The sequence below is a fragment of the Lachnoclostridium sp. MSJ-17 genome, assembly GCF_018918205.1.
GTDB lineage: Bacteria > Bacillota > Clostridia > Oscillospirales > Acutalibacteraceae > Ruminococcoides.
In genome coordinates this window covers 1-14,354 of sequence record NZ_JAHLQB010000052.1, presented here as the reverse complement: position 1 = coordinate 14,354, position 14,354 = coordinate 1, and the positions used below count along the sequence as shown (strand labels likewise).

12 protein-coding genes are annotated in these 14,354 nt (G+C 50.3%); 4 read left to right on the top strand and 8 right to left on the bottom strand.

The window, feature by feature from the left end; genetic code table 11:
* Positions 1-90: 90 nt before the first annotated feature.
* Positions 91-300: a hypothetical protein gene (locus KQI64_RS04560; RefSeq protein WP_216523548.1), complete on the bottom strand. Its 210-nt coding sequence runs from the start codon at positions 298-300 to the stop codon at positions 91-93.
* A gap of 22 nt (positions 301-322) precedes the next feature.
* Between KQI64_RS04560 and KQI64_RS04555 the strand changes: the two genes are divergently transcribed.
* Together KQI64_RS04555 and KQI64_RS04550 are read left to right on the top strand one after the other, a co-directional pair.
* Positions 323-2,410, top strand: a complete 2,088-nt coding sequence (locus KQI64_RS04555) for a glutamine synthetase III family protein (RefSeq protein WP_216523547.1) — start codon at positions 323-325, stop codon at positions 2,408-2,410.
* A gap of 282 nt (positions 2,411-2,692) precedes the next feature.
* Positions 2,693-4,456: an ammonium transporter gene (locus KQI64_RS04550; protein WP_216523546.1), complete on the top strand. Its 1,764-nt coding sequence runs from the start codon at positions 2,693-2,695 to the stop codon at positions 4,454-4,456.
* A 61-nt stretch (positions 4,457-4,517) separates the two neighbouring features.
* Here KQI64_RS04550 and KQI64_RS04545 read toward each other — a convergent pair whose 3' ends face one another.
* The 5 genes from KQI64_RS04545 to KQI64_RS04525 all read right to left on the bottom strand — a co-directional run bounded on the left by KQI64_RS04545 (position 4,518) and on the right by KQI64_RS04525 (position 8,996).
* Positions 4,518-6,014: a UDP-glucose--hexose-1-phosphate uridylyltransferase gene (locus KQI64_RS04545; protein WP_216523545.1), complete on the bottom strand. Its 1,497-nt coding sequence runs from the start codon at positions 6,012-6,014 to the stop codon at positions 4,518-4,520.
* Positions 6,011-7,294 (bottom strand): galactokinase, encoded by a 1,284-nt coding sequence (locus tag KQI64_RS04540; RefSeq protein ID WP_216523544.1) that lies wholly within the window; start codon positions 7,292-7,294, stop codon positions 6,011-6,013. Before KQI64_RS04540 ends, KQI64_RS04545 begins: the two co-directional genes overlap by 4 nt.
* A 256-nt stretch (positions 7,295-7,550) precedes the next feature.
* Positions 7,551-7,946, bottom strand: a complete 396-nt coding sequence (locus tag KQI64_RS04535; protein ID WP_216523543.1) for an RrF2 family transcriptional regulator — start codon at positions 7,944-7,946, stop codon at positions 7,551-7,553.
* Between the two features lie 128 nt (positions 7,947-8,074).
* Positions 8,075-8,683, bottom strand: a complete 609-nt coding sequence (locus tag KQI64_RS04530) for a DUF1700 domain-containing protein (RefSeq protein ID WP_216523542.1) — start codon at positions 8,681-8,683, stop codon at positions 8,075-8,077.
* Positions 8,655-8,996 carry a PadR family transcriptional regulator gene (locus KQI64_RS04525; RefSeq protein ID WP_216523541.1) on the bottom strand — a complete coding sequence of 114 codons (342 nt, stop codon included), beginning with the start codon at positions 8,994-8,996 and terminating at the stop codon, positions 8,655-8,657. Before KQI64_RS04525 ends, KQI64_RS04530 begins: the two co-directional genes overlap by 29 nt.
* 163 nt (positions 8,997-9,159) lie before the next feature.
* On the opposite strand from KQI64_RS04525, the gene KQI64_RS04520 reads away from it, so the two are divergent.
* Both KQI64_RS04520 and nifU read left to right on the top strand, forming a co-directional pair.
* On the top strand, positions 9,160-10,350 hold the full coding sequence (locus tag KQI64_RS04520) for a cysteine desulfurase family protein (RefSeq protein WP_216523540.1): 1,191 nt from the start codon (positions 9,160-9,162) through the stop codon (positions 10,348-10,350).
* A gap of 12 nt (positions 10,351-10,362) precedes the next feature.
* A complete protein-coding gene (nifU, locus tag KQI64_RS04515) occupies positions 10,363-10,743 on the top strand; it encodes a Fe-S cluster assembly scaffold protein NifU (RefSeq protein WP_216523539.1) in 381 nt (126 codons plus the stop codon).
* 146 nt (positions 10,744-10,889) lie between these two features.
* Here the strand turns inward: nifU and KQI64_RS04510 are convergent, their stop codons facing one another.
* Both KQI64_RS04510 and KQI64_RS04505 read right to left on the bottom strand, forming a co-directional pair.
* Complete coding sequence (locus KQI64_RS04510; RefSeq protein ID WP_216523538.1) at positions 10,890-13,769, bottom strand: dockerin type I domain-containing protein; 2,880 nt, start codon at positions 13,767-13,769, stop codon at positions 10,890-10,892.
* A gap of 183 nt (positions 13,770-13,952) precedes the next feature.
* Positions 13,953-14,354: 4Fe-4S dicluster domain-containing protein (locus tag KQI64_RS04505; protein WP_216523537.1), on the bottom strand; the 402-nt coding region annotated here is incomplete at its 5' end.

Here is a 14,354-nt window from a genome sequence, read left to right as displayed (position 1 = left end):
AAAATCAATCCTTTCTAATTCTGCAAGTCGTGAATCGCATTCCTGCAAAATCCATCATGTGTACCATTATAATACCGCTGTATGCTGTTGTCAATAGCCAACTTGCATTTTTTCGGAGAGATATTTCAGAAATTCGCGAAATACTTTAGTCAAAATGGTTAAATAATCCATTTTTTGCAAGAAATAAAAAAAATATTGCAAAAGTGCTTGACAAATCCATTTCAAGGCGCTATAATAACGGCAATGACACAGCAAGGGCGCTGATGGCACAAAAGCCATCGGCGCCTTTTTTGTTGCCAAAGCAATCAAAGGAGAGATAATTATGAGTAAGGTTCCCGAAATGTTCGGCAGCATGGTATTCAACGACAAGGTAATGCAGGAGCGCCTGCCCAAGGCGACATATAAGGCTCTTAAAAAGACCGTTGAGAACGGCGAGCCCCTTGACGAGGGCGTTGCTAACGTCGTCGCCAACGCGATGAAGGACTGGGCGGTCGAGCTCGGATGCACACACTTCACACACTGGTTCCAGCCTATGACCGGCGTTACCGCCGAGAAGCACGACAGCTTCATCACGCCCCACGGCGACGGAGTCATCATGGAGTTCTCAGGCAAGGAGCTGATCAAGGGTGAACCCGATGCGTCGTCATTCCCCTCCGGCGGCATCAGAGCGACCTTTGAAGCTCGCGGCTACACCACATGGGACCCGACTTCACCCGCGTTTGTGCGCGACGGTTCATTATATATCCCGACGGCATTCTGCTCCTACACCGGAGAGGTGCTCGACAAAAAGACTCCGCTGCTCCGTTCCATGGAGCGTCTGAGCGCAGAGGCTGTGAAGGTGCTTCATCTTCTCGGCAAAACCGACGTAAAGCGCGTCGCGACTACCGTCGGCCCCGAACAGGAATACTTTTTGGTTGACAAGGATCTGTACGAGCAGCGAGAGGATCTGAAGCTCTGCGGCAGAACGCTGTTCGGCGCAATGGCTCCCAAAGGTCAGGAGCTTGAGGATCACTACTTCGGCTCGATCAAAACGAGAGTCGCGGCTTACATGAAGGATCTCGACGAGGAGCTCTGGAAGCTCGGCGTTCTCGCAAAGACAAAGCACAACGAGGTCGCACCTGCACAGCATGAGCTTGCTCCGATCTTCTCGACCTCCAACATTGCAACCGACCACAACGAGCTGACAATGGAAATCATGCAGAAGGTCGCCGAAAAGCACAACCTCGTCTGTCTGCTCCACGAGAAGCCCTTCAAGGGCGTAAACGGCTCCGGCAAGCATAACAACTGGTCGATTTCAACCAATACAGGCGAAAACCTCCTCTCACCCGGCAAGAATCCCGAGACTAACTATCAGTTCCAGCTCTTTCTCGCGGCTGTTGTCAAGGCGGTTGACGAGTATCAGGATCTGCTCCGCATCACCGTAGCCTCCGCCGGCAACGACCACCGTCTCGGCGCAAACGAGGCTCCGCCCGCGATCATTTCAATGTATCTCGGCGACGATCTGGACGCGCTTGTCCGCTCCGTTATCAACGGCGACGACTACAAGAGCCACGGCAAGGAGCGTATGCACACCGGAGTTGACGTGCTGGCTGACTTCAAGAAGGACAATTCAGACCGTAACCGCACATCTCCGTTCGCGTTCACGGGCAACAAGTTTGAGTTCCGCGCTCTCGGTTCCGCGCTGAACATCGCCTGCCCCAACTACATGCTCAACACCATGGTCGCCGAGGAGCTCAGTCAGTTCTACGAGGCTCTCAAGGACGCCGAGGATCTTGACGCGGCACTCAAGGCGCTTATCAAGGACACCTTTACCGCTCATCAGAGAATCATCTTCAACGGCGACAACTACTCCGCAGAGTGGGTCGAGGAAGCCGAACGCAGAGGACTTTATAACCTGAAATCACTTCCCGAGGCGCTCGCTCACTTCCTTGACGAAAAGAACGTTAATCTCTTTGTCAGCAACAACATTATCTCCGCTGACGAGATGCACGCGCGTTACGAGATCGACCTCGAGACCTACTGCAAGCAGCTCAACATCGAGGCTCTCACGATGGTCGACATGGCGAGAAAGAACATCACGCCCGCCGTATCATCATTTGTACGCGAGCTGACAGACACGGCTCTCGCAAAGAAGGCTTTGTCGGAATCCATCTCGGTCAACGTCGAGCTCAAGCTTATCAACAGTCTGACCGAACAGCTCGAGCAGTTCACGATCCTCACCGACGAGCTTGAAAATGAGACAAAAGCGGCTGCCGAGATCGAGGACAATCAGGAGAAGGCGTTCGCATACAGAAATAAGGTATTTGAAAAGATGGAAGCGCTTCGCGCTGTAGGCGACGAAATGGAGACCCGCACAGCGTCTGACTTCTGGCCGTACCCGAGCTACACCGAGCTTTTGTTCGGAGTATGAATGAATTGAAAGCGGAGGGAAGAACATTATTGTTCCGATTTTCAATTCTCATTTTTACCTGCTATCACCCGATAGGCTAACATATGACAACGCAACGGCGGCAACGTGACGTTGCATCCAACTCCGCCTTTTGTGAGGTTTTCTGTTTCGGTAACCTTGCAAAACGGCGGGTCAGAACTCGCTATCACCCGATAGGCTAACATATGACAACGCAACGGCGCGTTGATTCTTCGGAATCTCGTGCCGTTGTGTCATGTAAATAAAATTTAAGGAGTAATCTATATGAATGAAACTGTTAGAGAGCTGGTAGCTCAAATGACAAATGAACAGCTGTTCGCCGTCTGGTTCCTGATCGGCGCGGCGCTGGTGTTCTGGATGCAGGCGGGCTTCGCGATGGTCGAGGCAGGCTTTACCAGAGCGAAAAACACCGGCAACATCATCATGAAGAACCTGATGGACTTCTGTATCGGCACCGTTACCTTTATTCTTATCGGCTTCGGTCTGCTGATGGGTGAGGATCTGGTCGGAATCATCGGCAAACCCGGTTTTGACATCTTCACCGCTTATTCAAGCTTCAATTTCTCGAGCTTCGTATTCAACCTCGTGTTCTGCGCGACCACAGCGACTATCGTATCAGGCGCGATGGCTGAGCGTACAAAGTTCCTGTCCTACTGCGTATATTCCGGCGTTATCTCCGCTGTGATCTACCCGATCGAGGCGCACTGGATCTGGGGCGGCGGCTGGCTGAGCGGACTCGGCTTCCACGATTTCGCAGGCTCCTGCGCTATCCACATGGTCGGCGGTATCTCCGCTCTCATCGGCGCGAAGATCCTCGGCGCGCGTATCGGCAAATTCAAGAAGCAGAAGGACGGCAGCGTCAAGGTCGGCGCATTTCCCGGTCACAACATCGCGCTCGGCGCTCTGGGCGTATTTATCCTCTGGCTCGGCTGGTACGGCTTTAACGGCGCGGCGGCTACATCTGTAGATCAGCTCGCTTCTATCTTCCTGACAACTACCGTTGCTCCCGCGATTGCGACTGTTGTCTGCATGATCTTCACATGGATCAAGTACGGCAAGCCCGACGTAAGTATGTGTCTGAATGCTTCCCTCGCCGGACTTGTAGCGATCACCGCGGGCTGCGATGTTACCGACGCCTTCGGCGCGGTCATCATCGGCGCGGTCGCAGGTCTGCTCGTAGTATTCGGCGTATGGCTGCTCGACTACAAGCTTCGCATTGACGACCCTGTCGGTGCTGTTGCGGTTCACATGATGAACGGTATCTGGGGTACTCTCGCGGTCGGTCTGTTCGCTACGGACTCCGCTCCCGGCTATGCTGTCGCAAACTCCGCAGGCACAAAGCTTACCGGTCTTTTCTACGGCGGCGGCTTTGAGCTGCTCGGCTTGCAGTTCATCGGCTTTGCGAGCGTAGCTGCATGGACAGTTGTAACAATGATCTGCGTATTCCTCCTCATCAAGAAGATTTTCGGTCTCCGCGTATCGCGTGAGGAAGAAATGACCGGTCTTGACGCTACAGAGCACGGCATGCCTTCCGCTTACGCCGGCTTCTCAATGGTTCCCGAATATGTCGAGGAAGGCGTTGCGGCTCCCGTTCTTGTCAGCGGTGACGCTCCTGTTGCCGAGGCTATTCCCGTTAAGAAGGTTCCCGTATTTGACGAGGGCAGACCGAAGATCAGCAAGGTTGAGATCGTATGCAAGGAAGCCCGTCTTGAAGCGCTCAAGAACGCTATGATGGACATCGGCATCACCGGCATGACTGTAACCCACGTTCTCGGCTGCGGCACGCAGAAGGGCAAGCCCGAGTATTACCGCGGCGTACAGATCGAAGCAAATCTGCTTCCGAAGGTACAGGTTGACATCGTTGTCTGCACCGTACCCGTCGGCAAGGTAATCGAGGCGGCAAAAAAGACCCTCTACACCGGTCACATCGGCGACGGCAAAATCTTCGTTTACGACGTTGAAGATGTCGTCAAGGTGAGAACAGGTCAGACAGGTCTTGATGCAATGGAGAATTTTGATTCTATTTAATTAGTATAGTATAGGCAGCACCGCACAGTTTGCGGTGCTGTTCTGTTTTCTGCGTATGCTTTCACTCAAGTAATGCATGAACAAAGCGAATAAAGGCTGCCTTGCCCTCGCTGTCGCGCTTGAAAACGCCGGCGTCGCAGAGCACCTGCTCAAATACTGCCCCTACTTCGCTGCGGATGATCTCCGCGGCGTTTTCCGCGTTAAGCTCGGGATGACGAGATCTGACTGATTCCGCCCAGTCCGCATGCGCCGCTGTGAGCGGATTGTCCGCAAGATTTCCGCCGCTCAGCAGCACCTTTTCAACCTCGCCCAGCTCCTCTGCAAGTCTCGCTGGCAGAACCGCAAGACCCATAACCTCAATCAAGCCGATGTTTTCCTTTTTAATGTGGTGCAGCGACGGATTGGGATGAAAGATACCGAGAGGGCGTTCCTCGGAGGTGAGGTTGTTTCTTAAAACCAGATCGCACTGGAACAGACTGCCGTTTTTTCTGACGATAGGCGTGATAGTGTTATGCGGTGTGCCATCGGTCTCGGCGTAGATACCTGCTATTTCGTCAGAGTAGCCGCGCCATTTTTTCAGCACATAAGCGCACGCCTGACCTAGCTCGTCCTTGTTCTCGCTCTCGAGACGTATCACCGACATCGGCCATTTTATTATTCCGGCTGAAACCGTCTGATAATTCTTTAACTGAAAAATATGCTCTGATTTTGCGTCAGCCATAGCAAAGCGGTAATTGCCGCCCTGAAAATGCTCGTGGCTGAGGATAGAGCCGCCGACGATCGGCAAATCAGCGTTGGAACCAACAAAATAATGCGGCAGCAGCGCGACAAAGTCGAACAGCTTCTTAAAAACCGCGTCGTCGATAACCATCGGAATGTGGCGCTCGTTGAACACGATGCAGTGCTCGTTGTAATAGCCGTAGGGAGAGTACTGCAAATACCAGCTTTCGCCGTTGATTTTGACCGGGACAGGACGAAGATTTTGCCGTGCCGGGTGATTCGGGTTTCCGGCAAATCCCATATTTTCCGCGCAAAGCTGACACTGCGGATATTTTGCCGCTGCGCTCTGACGGGCTTTCGCGATGTCACGCGGATCCTTTTCGGGCTTTGAGCGGTTGATCGTGATGTCGAGAGTGCCGTACTCGCAGGGATATTTCCAGCGGATGTCCTTTGCTATCCTTCCGGCGCGGACATAATTCAGCTTTTGGCTGAACGAATAGTACCACTCGGTCGCTTCAAGCGGAGATTTTGAATGCAGTTCATAAAACTCCCGTTTTACCTCGCGCGGCATAGGCGTTACGATGCCCATAAGCTTTGTGTCGAATAGATCGCGGTTGGCTGCAGTGTCCTCGATAACGCCGTTTGCGCAGGCGTAATCGAGAAACGGAAGCAGGATCTCGTCGATCGTCATTTCTCCGTTTTCTGTTTTTTCGTCCTGCCAGTCGTAAACGTGAAGCGCGTCCATAAGCATATTTCTGACGACAAGCTCGTCGTCGCGCTCGATCAGTCCGTTTTTAACAGAATATTCGATAAGTCTTTTAATATCAGCGTAAATCATTTCAGTTCAATACCTCCTACGGGTCGCACCCTGAGCACATAACAGCTGCCGTCGCCGAACAGCGTGTTCATTTTCTCGACGTATTCTTCTGTTTTTTCAAGCGGAACAAAGGCTTGTATCGTCCCCGCGAATCCTCCGCCATGGACTCTGACCGGGGCGTTTTCTCCGAGAACTCGCCTGCTCGCCATTATCGCAAGCGGTATCCCCTGCTCAAGCGGCTTTGAAACGGAGTATAGGTTCTGCAAATATTCCGCCGACGAGCGCGCCGACAGTCGGTACAGCTCAAAGAACCGCTCAATGTCGTTATTATCAAGCGCTTCCGCTTCCGCGACCGCGCGCTTGTTTTCACCGAAAAAATGCGCGGCTCTGAGGATTTCGCGGTCTGTCATTTTACCGCGTAGCAGCGGCAGTGAGTCAAAAAACTGCTTCTCATCGACCTCACGCAAAACGCTTTTGCCGAAAAATTCAGCGACTCGCTTCATTTCACCCGGCACCGAGATATAATCGCCGGTCAAATCGCTGTGGCTGCCCTTTGTATCTGTAACGCAGAGGTTGTAGCCCGCTGCTTCGAAATCAAAATTGTACTTTTCGACGCGCGGATTTTCTGTGTCCTCAAAATCAATAAACACAAAACCGCCAACGGAGCAAACGGTCTGATCGAGAAGTCCACTGCCCTTGCCGAAGTAAACATTCTCGGCGAACTGACCTGTTTTGGCGATTTCTAACTCTCCGGCGCGGCAATCGTTATAGTGAATATCAATAATTGAGCCGACGAGCGTTTCAAACGCCGCCGATGATGAAAGCCCGCTGCCTCCGAGAACGTCCGACACGGAATAGGCGTCGAAGCCGCCGATACTCACGCCTGTTTTTTCAAAACGCGCTGCGATACCGCAGATCAGGGCTTTTGATGTTCCGTATTCTTCCTCGTGAACGGAGAGGTCGTCAAGATCGGCTTTTATCATTCCATATCCCTCTGAGAAGAAGTGTATTGTTCGCTCCTCACGGAAAGCGACAACGGCGATGATATCGAGATTGACCGCCGCAGCTAATGCACAGCCGTGCTGATGGTCGGTATGGTTGCCGCCGATTTCCGTCCTTCCGGGCGCGGAAAACACATGGATATCCTCATATTTCGGGAACAGCTCCGAAAACCGTCCGACAGCATTTTTGTACCGCTCTCTCTGCCTTTCAACAGCTTGATTCGCTCGTCCGTAAAGAACGGAAAGCTTTTCATCAAAAAAACCTGCGTTCAGTTTATTGATAAAGTCCGTCTTGTTCATCGTGAAAACCTCACTTCGACCCCTGTCTTTTCCGCAATGCCTGACGCGTCGCTGCCCGGCATGTTTTTCTGTATCTTCGCTGTTCTTTCGCGAGGAACTTTTGCTCTATATTTATTGTATTACTCTTTTTCAAAAATTTCAAGCAGCATCGACGGATAATCGTATGTCAGATTCGATTTATTACAGCTGGGCCTTTCGCGGTTTTATAGGAAATCAAAAACCCTCTTTCTCAGAGTTTTGAGAAAGAGGGCTGATTTTAGATCAGGTCTGATAATTTTTTATTGTACAGAAAATCATGGATAAGCTGATTCAGCTCCGACCACATCGGGAGAGTGTCGCATTCGGCGGCTCTGGGGCATTCCTCAGCGCCGTTTTCAAGGCAGGAAACTACCGCCATAGAGTTTTCCATAACGTCCAGAATTTCGCCTACAGGGTACTCCTCGGGCTTGCGGCTGAGCTTATAACCGCCGCCTTTTCCGCTCACGCCCTTGAGCAGCTTTGCATTGACAAGCTCCTTTGCGATTATTTCAAGATACTTTTTTGAAATTTTCTGCCGCTCGGCGATCTCTTTGAGCGGCACATAGCCGTCGCTGTTCTGCCGCGCAAGGTCAATCATAACACGCAGCGCATACCGTCCTTTTGATGAAATCATGTTTTTTTCACGCTCCCGTTCGCAAAGAATCGTTCTACCCCGCCGTTCAAATTAACGGAGAAAGCAATATTTTCAATAATATTATAACATAGGAGCAATGAAAAAATCAAGGCTATCAAGTCATTCTCTCAGGCGCTGAGCCAATATCCGTTTCCCTTAGCCGTGCTTCTGTTGGAGATATCTGTCGCCATGTAATTTCCGTGTTCTGTGGTGAGGTACAGCCTTATTCCGGTTCCCGCCTCGTCAAAAGTCTTTGTAATACACTCGTAGTAATCGGACATGCTGTCGGTGCGTTCAAGCGCAACTGAGGTTTGCTGCGGCTCAGATTCGCCTAAGTATTTCAGGTTGGTGTAAAACAGCGTCGTTCCGCTGTAGTCGCGCGTGATTTCTATGATGACATCGCGCAAATTCGTACCGCGCGGGACTTTTATTGTAAAGTGAAAAACCTTCTCACCGTCAAGGTAGCGGTTTGTGCAGTCTATGACCGAATGATCTTCAACGTACTCCGTTTCAGGGGAAAGCTCAACGGGAACCGAGGTCAGAATTTTCTCTGCAAGCTGCTCTGTATCTCCCAGAGACTCTACCACCGATGCTTCTGCCAAACCTTCCTCGATTTTGTCGTCGATCAGCTCCGAGAAGAACGACATGTATTCCTCCCGGTCCGCGTCCGTCAGCTTGTCGAGCTTTTGTGAAAGGTCGTTCATAAATTCAGCTTTGTTCATTTGAATCGTGCTCATTTGAGTTTGCCTCCCTTGTAACAAATTGATAAATTGCGCTGATTTCACGCCATTCCTCAGAGAAGGCACAAAGTCGCTCTTTTCCTGCCTGATTGATGTGATAGTATTTTCGCAGTCTGCCATTGTGCTCCGAGGAACGGACGGAGATCAGTCCCGAAGCCTCGAGTCTGCGCAATATCGGATACAGAGTGGATTCAGAGATGTCGATATAGGGCTTTATTGTCTTGATAATTCGATATCCGTAGGAATCCTCGTCCCTGATCGCCGCTAAGACGCAGATTTCAAACAATCCTCGTTTTAATTGCGTATCCAAAGGCAATACCTCCTCTCTGATAATACTATATCACGCATAGTATTGTTTGTCAAGAGGTATAGAGGGGTTTTTGTAACAAAAACAAGACTAATTTGCTTTTACCTATTGACACGGTAGGTGTATATGATTATAATAGAATCATTGAGTTTAAGGAGTTGAAAGTATGCAGATATACGCAGACAACGCCGCCACCACAAAAATGAGCGAAGCGGCGATCGACGCAATGACCGACTGTGTGCGCAACTGGTACGGCAATCCGTCGAGCCTGTACACCATTGGTCAGAAGGCAAAGGAAAAGCTTGAAATCGCGCGTGAGGAAATCGCCGCCGTCATCAACGCAAGCCCGCGTGAGATAATCTTCACCTCGGGAGGAAGCGAGGCGGACAATCAGGCGCTTTTGACTGCCGCGCTTAACGGCAAGAAAAACGGAAAGAAGCATATTATCTCGAGCGCGTTTGAGCACCACGCGATTCTTCACACGCTCAGCAAGCTTGAAAAGAACGGCTTTGAGATCACGCTCCTGCCCGTTCACGAAAACGGAATCATTCGTTTGGACGAGCTTGAAGCAGCACTTCGCGAGGACACCTGCCTTGTCACGATAATGACCGCCAACAACGAGATCGGCACCATTCAGCCCATAGCGGAAATCGGCGCGATTTGCAAAAAGCACGGAGTACTGTTCCACACCGACGCTGTTCAGGCAGTCGGACATCTTCCTATTGATGTAAAGGCGCAGAACATCGACATGCTCTCCGCCTCTGCGCATAAGTTCCACGGTCCAAAGGGCGTAGGCTTTTTGTACGCTCGGAAGGGAATAATTCTGCAGAACCTGATTGAAGGCGGCGCTCAGGAACGCGGCAAACGTGCGGGAACCGAGAACCTGCCCGGAATTATGGCAATGGCTGCCGCACTTAACGAAGCAGTCGCGAACATAGAGAAGAACAACGCGCATTTAACGGAAATCCGCGACTATATTATAAAAGGCTTATCCGAAATCCCGCACAGCGCTCTAAACGGCGACGCGAAGCAAAGACTTGCCGGCAACATCAATTTCAGCTTTGAGGGAATCGAGGGCGAAGGAATTTTGCTCCTGCTTGACCAAAAGGGTATTTCCGCGTCATCGGGCAGCGCCTGCACCTCGGGCGCGCTTGATCCGAGCCATGTTTTGCTTTCTATCGGAAGAATCCATGATGTGGCGCACGGCTCGTTAAGACTGAGCATCGGCGAGGATATAACGAAAGAACAGGCGGATTATATAATTGAATCCGTTAAAGAGGTAGTAGCTCATCTGAGGAGCTTCTCCCCTGTTTGGCGCGACCTGACTGAAGGCAAAAAGGACTTTATTTTGAAATAGGAGGAAACAAAAATGGCATTATACAGCGATAAGGTAATGGATCACTTTTTGAAACCGCGCAACCTCGGTGTTATTGAGGACGCGGACGGCATAGGAGAAGTCGGAAATGCAAAATGCGGCGACATCATGAAGATGTATCTGAAAATTGACGACGATGTAATAACCGACGTTAAGTTTGAAACCTTTGGCTGCGCAAGCGCGATTGCGTCAAGCTCAATGGCAACCGAGCTTATCAAGGGCGCGAGCGTTGAGGACGCAATGCAGCTCACCAACAAAGCTGTAGCAGAAGCGCTCGACGGCTTGCCTGCATACAAAATGCACTGTTCCGTACTCGCGGAAGAAGCGATTCAGGCGGCGCTCGAGGATTACAGACAGAAAAAAGAACAGGCGTAACGATAAAAAACAGAGCAGGATCACATTTTGAAATCCTGCTCTGTTTATTTTTTTAAAAAAACTCACTACAAATATTTCGGATATCCGGTTTCAAGCTCCGCAAGCCGGAGCCGTGATACTCGGTGCGCTTTAATGTCGGGCAAATGCTATTCGACTTTTTCGCCGATAGTATATTCGGTGTCAATTTCCGCAAGATACTTTTGGATCAGCGTCGCGTCGTTTACGTTCAGTCCGCTGCCGTCGATATCCGCTGCCAACTCATTCAAATCGGGCACGTCATATTGCGCAAGCTTGCGCTGGAGCGCCGTTACGTCGCTGATATTGACCTTGCCGTCGCCGTTTGCGTCGCCGAGAACAGGCGTGGGAATGATTTCCGGTTCAACGAGGCTCAAGCGGGAAACAGAGAATGACGGAACGTCGTCTGCGGCAACTTTTAGCGAGCGGATAACTATTCCGCTGTTACCCGTGAAGAGCAGCGTAGTTTTGCTGTCTGCTTTGATCTCTCCGAGCATATTCCAATCGCTGTCAAAAACGTACACTTTTGTTTCCTTCGAACCCCATTCATTATAGCTGAGGTAGTATCCGCTGTCTGTGACGACAATGCTGTTGGTATAAATATTTTTTATATTCTCAGCGGCGCTGTCGCTGAGAACCTCTTTTGCCAAAAGGCTGCCGCTGCTGTCGTATATGGCAAAATAATAGGATTTGATAGAATTATAGTCGGCGGTCATTTCGGTATGCTTGAACAGTATTTTGATATTACCGTTTTCCGTATAAGCGCCCATGAAGCTGTCGTCAAGAAGTATGTCTGCGACAACTTCGTCAGAGCTGTTATAAAGGCACAAATAAATATCGTCTTCAATGAACTGTCTGCGCAGATACGAATTGCTGTCAAGCGGGAAATAGGCTTCAAAGTAATTAACCGGGGTGATTTTGGGAGCGTTCTCAAAATCGATTGTCAGCAAGACTGCCGACCTATCACCAGAGAATTTCATCAGCTTGCAAATGCCGTTCTTATACGGTTCAAATTCGATGCGGCTTACATTTTGAATATAGATGTCCACCGCATCATCGCCGAGGGTAAAGATCTCGCTCAGAGCTTTTCCGTACCTGTCGATTTTTATAAAGTAGTTGGTGACGCCGGTTGTGATACACAAGGAATAATTGCCGTCGTTCAGGCGGAACACGCGGCAGTTTAGCGGCCGTTCTTCCTCTCCAAGCACGTCGGGCATGTCAAATGTATTGCGGAAAACCGCCTTACCGCTAAGGTTGTATTCTGTGAACTCGGCTTTTCGGCTGTCGGCAAAAAGCTCGATCCTGCCGTAGCTGTTGTCTAACGCCGCAAAAATATTGGAGACACATCTGTCGATATCCAAAGCGTAATACTCTAAAAATGTCAGTCCCAAAAACTTTTCGGTGATCAGCGTTTGGCGAAATTCGGGAACATCCTGCGCATAGCCCGTAATAAAGTATCCATCAGGGATAACAAGCGTGTATTCCGTTTCAGGCGAAACGGGCGGATTTTTTTTGGTGTAGCTCAGCTTATAGCTGAATACGCTGTTTTCTATCGGCATCACATCAAGCGTGAGCTTGTTGCCGGCGGAGTCGATCAGGTACGGCTCCTCATATTGTTCGGAATCTCTGCTTCTCTGAACTATCGGCTTGTCCGAATAGATCGTCATCCGTATGTCGGCATTCAGGCTGTTAACAGTCAGCGATAAAGTCGGATCGGGCTGATGCACCTGTTCGTCGGAAAAGCTGACGCGGAAGGACGGATTATCGCCCGTGACAAAATCGGTGAAGCTTATACCCGTAAAGCTGCCGTTGTAAATGTTGTCGACAGTCAAACCGGTGTTCGGGTAATCCAACGGCGTAAGAGAATCGCCTTCGCGGAAAAACATATCCTGAAATACCCATCCATCGGGATCCTTCATCTCGTTTTTGACATTGTGGATCAGATTGAGCCTCAAGCTGTTGTTGGAAGACAATAAATGCGCATAGAGTTCCGTATCGTCATACCCCGCTTTTGCATTGACGTGAAAAATGCGGAATCCCGGGCTGTAGCTGAAGTTTTCAAATGTCTGTTTGTTATTGGCGGTGCCGGTGTCGTATTCCACAATGAAATATTCGCTGAGCAGGGGCGTCTGTTCGTCGATAGCAGGCGCGACAACGGCGATTTTCTTGCCGTCTCCCAGCGAGGTTTCAAACGGCGCCAGCGAAACGGTCGTATCACCTGTTGCCTTGCTTACATAGGCGATATCGTCGTTTGAAAGCCAGCCGAAAAGCCATTTTGTAAAGCCGTTATGGTCTGAACTGCTATTGCACATCATGTCAAAGGTCGCAATGGTGGCTTCATGGGTGTCGCTGTCGGAATAGTAGTCGGGAGCTCCGAAAATATGACCGAATTCGTGTTTCATAGTGCCGGCGCCTTCCTTAAGGAAGGCGTATTTTTCAATTTTTTTGTTTTCGACCGTAATATCAGCGCTGTCGACATACGGCCACCATGTGCTGTTCCATGCTCCCGTGGGTCCGGCATAGTTAAAGCAGACAACATCAAGATAGCCGTCGTTGTTGCTGTCGTACTTGTCAAAATCGATCTGATCTTTAAGCGACGTCAGCGATTCCGCGATCAAACCTTCCGGCGAGGATGATGCGCTGCGGTTCTCTCTGTCATACTCGGCGCGTACAAGCGGTGCTGTGTAGGTGAAAACCTCGTCACAGTGCAAATGAAACTGACCGTATGACGAGACCTCGTAATAGGCGTTCACGCTGTCCTCGCTGCCGTCAAAATAAGACAACAGAGTTTGCTCGCTGACCGCGGGATTTTCCGCGTCATCAACTCCGTAATCGGCAAATCCGAGCCTGACCATCAGCACGTGTACGTCGCCCGTAGTAGGCGTGTGTGTTTCCAGAGTATACTCCTTGCCGTCTCTGACAACAGTCATCGCTCCGGCAGAAACTGAGGAAATTGTCATTAGCATCACTGCCGCAAGCAAAACTGCGCTGAGCTTTCGGCTTTTCTTCATGTTCTCTCTCCTTTTCGTTTGTTTTTGCGGTTCTGTCAGGGTTAATCTACATTATCATCTTATCATATCGTCGCGCCGCTTGCAAGTTCATTGTGCCCGACTTTGAAACCTTTCCGCAACTCAGTTAGCTTGGGCAAATTAAATTGAGGAACATAAGACTGTGTTATACACGCACAGCCTTTATTATTTGAAAAACCGCTTCCAAACCGCAACCGCGTTTGAATTGCTCAGCTTGTGTTCAACGTCGATTCCGACAGGGCAAATATTGTGACAGGACAGCGATTTGCCGCAGCCGCTGTATATATGCTTTCCGTATTCATTCACTAAATCGTATTTTTTACCTTTCGGGAGCTGCGAAAGGATTCTTGAAGCAGGAACAAACGCCGCCGCGCCAAAAAAGCTCTCACCTGCCGTAAAAATCGGGCATACATCAAGGCAGCAGCCACATTGAATACACCTTGACGCATCGTAGGCAAGGTCAATGTTTTTTTCGCTTTGACTTGCTTCTGACTCGAGCCAGTTGTGTATCGCAATCAGGTTTTCCCTCATAACGCTGCGGTCAACGATTAAGTCGCGGACTACAGG